Source organism: Terrisporobacter muris, from assembly GCF_024621905.1.
Lineage (GTDB): Bacteria > Bacillota > Clostridia > Peptostreptococcales > Peptostreptococcaceae > Terrisporobacter > Terrisporobacter muris.
Genome location: NZ_JANKBY010000221.1, coordinates 1 through 6,042, shown reverse-complemented (window position 1 = coordinate 6,042; position 6,042 = coordinate 1). Strand labels below are relative to the sequence as shown.

The 6,042-nt window shown below is 27.9% G+C and carries 6 protein-coding genes; all 6 read left to right on the top strand.

The annotated features are described in order from the left end of the window. Positions 1–507: CDP-glycerol glycerophosphotransferase family protein (locus tag NSA58_RS14335; protein WP_257560616.1), on the top strand; the 507-nt coding region annotated here is incomplete at its 5' end. A 28-nt stretch (positions 508–535) separates the two neighbouring features. Then, the gene (tagD, locus tag NSA58_RS14330; RefSeq protein ID WP_039678455.1) at positions 536–931 is read left to right on the top strand and encodes a glycerol-3-phosphate cytidylyltransferase; all 396 of its coding nucleotides are present in this window, start codon (positions 536–538) and stop codon (positions 929–931) included. A gap of 11 nt (positions 932–942) precedes the next feature. Further along, complete coding sequence (locus NSA58_RS14325; protein ID WP_079764870.1) at positions 943–2,187, top strand: CDP-glycerol glycerophosphotransferase family protein; 1,245 nt, start codon at positions 943–945, stop codon at positions 2,185–2,187. Positions 2,188–2,333: 146 nt separating this feature from the next. Then, positions 2,334–3,806 (top strand): O-acetyl-ADP-ribose deacetylase, encoded by a 1,473-nt coding sequence (locus NSA58_RS20770; RefSeq protein WP_074079472.1) that lies wholly within the window; start codon positions 2,334–2,336, stop codon positions 3,804–3,806. A gap of 157 nt (positions 3,807–3,963) precedes the next feature. Further along, positions 3,964–4,758, top strand: coding sequence for a Cof-type HAD-IIB family hydrolase (locus tag NSA58_RS14310; protein WP_074429927.1), 795 nt, complete (start codon positions 3,964–3,966; stop codon positions 4,756–4,758). An 18-nt stretch (positions 4,759–4,776) separates the two neighbouring features. After that, on the top strand, positions 4,777–5,931 hold the full coding sequence (locus NSA58_RS14305; protein WP_039678457.1) for a M20 metallopeptidase family protein: 1,155 nt from the start codon (positions 4,777–4,779) through the stop codon (positions 5,929–5,931). The last annotated feature ends 111 nt before the right edge of the window (positions 5,932–6,042 follow it).

The following is a 6,042-nucleotide window of genomic DNA, read 5'->3' as shown; positions in this document are numbered from 1 at the left end:
GAAGAAACTTGTTTATTTCCTTTTGAGGACTTTGATAAAAATAAGTTAGAAGAATTCTTAGAAACCAATAATATTTTAATTTATATACATACACATATGAATGAAAGTAGCAATATATCAAAATATCTAGGTAAAAGAATAAGAGTTTTAGAAGATGATAAAATAGACGATATTATGGGGATATTGAATGTATTTAATATTTTAATTACAGATTACTCTAGTATTTATATAGATTTTTTATTGCTTAAAAGGCCTATTATATTTTTGCCTTATGACAAAGAGAAATACTTATCAAAAAGGGGATTTAATTTTGATTATGATAAGGTTACACCAGGGCATAAGCCAGAGACAATGAATGAATTTATGGGTGTTTTGGATGAAATATTTGCAGGAAGGGATTTATATAAAGAAGATAGAGAATTAGTAAATGATATATTTAATGAAATTTCATATCCATGTTCAAAAGAAATATGTATGAATGTAAAAGGAATTTTAGAAATTAAGTAAGCTTTTAAATAAATTAGGGGGATTTAATATGAAGAAAGTAATTACTTATGGAACATTTGATTTACTACATTATGGTCATGTAAATCTATTAGAAAGAGCTAAAAAATTGGGAGACTATCTGATAGTTGTATTATCAAGTGATGAATTTAATTGGAATGAGAAACATAAAAAATGTTATTTTTCTTATGATGAGAGAAAGAGACTGTTAGAGTCTATTCGCTATGTAGACCTTGTTATACCGGAGACTAGTTGGGGTCAAAAAGTAGAGGATATAAAAGAATTTAAGGTGGATACGTTTGTAATGGGTGATGATTGGAAGGGAAAATTTGATTACCTATCTGAATATTGCAAAGTGGTATATTTGCCAAGAACACCTGAAATATCAACTACTCAAATTAAACATGATTTACAAGGAGTTAAATAGGAGATAGCATAATGTTAGAATATATGAAGCAGATGATAATAAAAATATTAAGTATTAATCCCTATACAAAGCAGTTATGCGTTAAAATGTTAAATTATAGGAAAAAGATAAAATATTTAAGAAAATTTTATGGTAAAGGACCTATCGATGATAAATTAATAATATTCGAGTCTTATATGGGTAGACAATTTAGTTGTAGTCCAAAATCACTTTATAAGGCAATGTTGAATGATGAGAGATATAAAGATTTTATTAAAGTTTGGGCTTTTAAAAATCCTAAAGAATATGAATATTTATTAGAGGATGAAAATACTATATTAGTAAAATATCGTGGTGCAAAATATTACAAATATTACTCTTCAGCTAAATATTGGGTAACGAATTCAAGGATACCAAATGAGATTAAAAAGCATCCAGATCAAGTATATATCCAATGTTGGCATGGAACACCGCTAAAAAAATTAGGGTTAGATATTGAAAATTATACAGGCACTAAAATATCTACAAAAGATTTACATGATAATTACAGAATAGATGCTGAAAGGTATAGTTATTTAGTATCACCATCAAATTTTTTCAAAGAAAAAATAACATCAGCATTTGGATTAAAGGAAATAGGAAAAGATAATATTTTTATTGAAAGAGGATATCCAAGGAATGATTTTCTTTATGAGTTTACAGAAGATGATTGTAAGAGGATAAAAGAAAACTTAAATATTCCAATAGGTAAAAAAATTATATTATATGCCCCTACTTGGAGGGAAAATCAACATGAGCCTGGAGTAGGATATACTTATGATTTAGGCTTGAATTTTGACATATTACAGAAAGAATTAGGAGATGAATATGTAATTTTATTTAGAGCCCATTACTTTATTAGTAATGCTTTTGACTTTGAAAAATATAATGGATTTATAGTAAATGTATCAAATCATGATGATATAAATGACTTGTATGTAGTGAGTGATATGTTAATAACAGATTATTCAAGTGTATTCTTTGATTATGCAAATTTAAGCAGACCAATTATTTTCTACATGTATGACTTTGAAGAATATAAAAATAAAATGAGAGATTTTTATTTATCAGTGGAAGAACTGCCAGGACCAATAGTAAAAGATGAAATTAATCTATTAAAGGAAATTAAAAAATTAAATACGAAATTTGTATACGGTGAAAAGTATGAAAAATTCAATAATAGATTTAATCCGCATAGAAAAGCATGTAGTCAAGATGTATTGAATGAATTTATATAAATAAACTTACTTAGGGAAAGGGATGTGAAAACATTCCTTTTTAATTGTAAGGAGTTTATATTTTGTTTAAAATCAAACATAAATAAATAAATTTCTGTTATCATATACCTATATATGGAAAAACTCATGTAATAGGAGGTATGAAAATGTATAAATTATATTATTCTAAGGACAAAGTATTGGGAGGATTATGGGGATTGTTAATAGGAGATGCAACGGGAGTATCTTATGAATTTAACCCACCTGACAAACTTCCACCTTTTGAGCAAATCGATATTATTCCACCGAATAAATTTGAGAAAACATATAAGGACATTCCTTTTGGAACTTATTCTGATGATGGAGCACAATTTTTATGTGTGCTAGAAAGTTTTTTAGAATGTAAAAGCTTAAATATTAAAAATTTGGCAGATAAATTACTGGATTGGTGGACGTGGGGACACTTAGCTGTAGATAATAATGTATTTGATGTAGGTGGTCAAACTATGCAATCATTAATCAAATATAGCTCAGGTACATCACCTTATGAAAGTGGGTTTACTATAAAAAAGGGCCAAGGAAACGGATCTTTAATGAGAGTGCTAGGCATTCCGCTATTACATGATGGTACTGATGAGGACTTAGTAGAAGATGCTCAAACGCAGTCATTAATCACACATGGTCATGTTAATAATCAAATATGTTGTGCATTATATTCTCTTATAATTAGGTATATCTTAAAAGGAAATGACTTTGACAAGGCTTATGAAATAAGTGTAAGCAAGTTAAAGGAAATATATGAACATGACAAAGAATATTTAGATAGATTAATAAATGATATCTTACCAGAAAATGCAGTACAAGAAAGTGGTACAGGATATGTAATAGACTGTTTAAAGAGTAGCTTTAAGGTTATTAGGGAGAGTAATTCTTACGAAGAATCGATAAAAAAAGCTATAGCTTTTGGTAATGATACAGATACAACAGCGGCCGTAACTGGAGGGATAGCAGGTGTCTTATATGGATTTGAAAATATTCCGAAACGATGGTTTGAAATTCTAAGAGGAAAAAATGAAGTATATGAATTAATAAATAAGATAGATTTTAAAGAAGAGAAAATAAGAGAAAGAGTTGAAATTATAAATGAAGATATTACTAAGTTAAAAGTTGATGCAATAGTTAATGCTGCGAACAATTCACTTCTTGGTGGTGGCGGAGTAGATGGAGCTATTCATAAGGCAGCAGGTCCAAAACTTTTGGAAGAGTGTAGAGCTTTAAATGGTTGTAAAACAGGCGAGGCTAAAATAACAAAAGCTTATAATCTTCCATGCAAAAATATTATTCATACTGTGGGGCCAATATGGCATGGAGGAAATAGAAATGAGGACAAGCTTTTATATTCTTGTTATATAAACTCCATAGAAGAGGCTATAAAAAATAATTGTAAAACCATAGCTTTTCCAGCCATAAGTACAGGAGTATACGGATATCCTTATGAAAAAGCATGTATTATAGCATGTAAGGCAGTCAGAAATATGCTAAACAAATACCCATTGCAACAACTTGAAAGGGTATATTATGTGTGTTTCAATAAGGAAATTTATGATAAATATTATGAGCTAATGTTTATATTTGATTGATTTTGAGTTAAATTATTATTTGAAGTTATGGTGAGTATATTCATAGTGAAGATATGAACGTAGCAAACTTTTTATTTATAAAAATATTAACTTAAGAAATGCAGTTAAAAATTAAGTGGTATAATAACAGAAAAAATATTTTGGGGGAGAATTAAATATGACAGTAAAATTAATTGCAGCAGATATGGATGGTACATTATTAGATAGTAATAAAAATTTATCGCCATATTTATTTGATTTAGTAAAAAAACTAAAAGAAAAAGATGTTAAATTTGCCATTGCAAGCGGGAGACAGTATTTTAATTTGCTTGAAAACTTTGCAGATATAAAAGAAGAACTTGTTTATATTAGTGATAATGGATCTATTGTATATGAAAATGGTCAGTCTATTTATGTGGATGAGATTAATAAGGCAGAAGTTAAAAAAGCTTTAAAAGATGTAAGACAAGGTGAAGGAATGTATCCTATTTTATGTGGGGTAGAATCGGCATATGTTGAAAATAATAATGAAGTTTTTTTAGAAAATGCAAGAATGTACTATGCAAAGTTAGAAATAGTAGAAGACTTGATGGATATACTAGATAAAGATAAAATCTGTAAATTAGCTGTTTTTGATGAGGTTGATGCAGAAAAAAATGCATTTGAGCTGTTACAAAAGTACAATGAAAACCTAATGGTCTGTTTGTCAGGGCATAATTGGGTAGACTTAATGAACCCAGGTGTAAATAAAGGAGAAGCTATAAAGATGCTTCAAGAAAATTACAATATTTCTTATGATGAAACTATGGCATTTGGCGATTATTTAAATGACTATGAAATGATGCAAAGCTGTAAATATAGCTATGCTATGGAAAATGCACATCCACAGCTAAAGGAAATATGTAATTATAAAGCTAAATCAAATGATGATGATGGAGTAGTACTTGCCATAAAAGAATATTTTGAATTATAAATTGAGGAGAATTTATAAATGAAAGAATATAATGAAATAGATGATTCATTAATAGAAGAAGTAATAGAAATAAGAAGATATTTACATCAATATCCAGAAATTAGTGAAAAGGAATATAATACTTGTAAGTTTATAAGAAAATATTTAGATGATATAGGTATTGAAAATAAAATAGTTGGAGATACGGGAGTAGTTGCAACCTTAATTAATAATTTAAACTATCCAACCATAGCATTGAGAGCTGAAATTGATGCTCTTCCAATAGATGAAAAAAACTCGTTTGAATACAAGTCTAAAAATAAAGGAGTAATGCATGCTTGCGGTCATGATGGAATAGTTGCAACCGTATTAGGGTTGGCCTGTATTTTAAAGGAAAACAAAGAAAAGTTAAATTGTAATATAAAATTTATTTTTGAACCAGCTGAAGAAACTGGTAAAGGTGCTAAAAAATTAATTGAAGAAAAAGTATTGGAAAATCCTAAAGTAGATAAGATGATAATTTTTCATTTTGCAAATTCTCAACCTATTGGTATGGAAATTCAAGAAAATGTATCTACAGCTACAATAGGAAGAGTATCGATTGATATTTTAGGTAAGTCTTCTCATTGGGGGGATGCAGATAAAGGTATAAATGCCATATCTGTTAGCGGAAAAATAATAAACATTATAGATGAAATGAATAATTGTTTGAGTGATAAATTTCCATTTATATTAGGCATAGGTATGATAAATGGAGGGGTTAAAAATAATATTATGGCAGAAAAAGTTAGATTAGAAGGAACTTTAAGGGCCATAGATGATATTACTTTTAAATACTTGATTAATTATCTAGAAGAAAAAATGGTACTTTTATCAAAGGATACGGGAGCAGAAATAAAAGTTAATTTGGAATCTCATTTACCAAGTATTATAAACAATGAGCATTTAGTTGAATTAGGATCAGCCATAGGAAAAGAAATCTTTAATGACAGATTTATCTTAGGCAAAAAAACTTATTTAGCAGGGGATAATGCAGCCTATTATTTTCAGTTAATACCAGGAGTTAGAATTGTATTTTTTGCTGAAAAAGAAAATGAAGAAAGCTATCCTTTACACAATAGTAAATTCGATTTTAATGAAGATATTTTTTATTATTCAATAAGAACAATTTACAATATGATACTGAATTTGTAAAAACTATAAGATTAAATCTTATAGTTTTTTTATATAAGGGAAATATATTGCTCTAAAATCGGTATAAAATTTATAGAATTATGTAAAATATTGACATAACTATTAAATTTA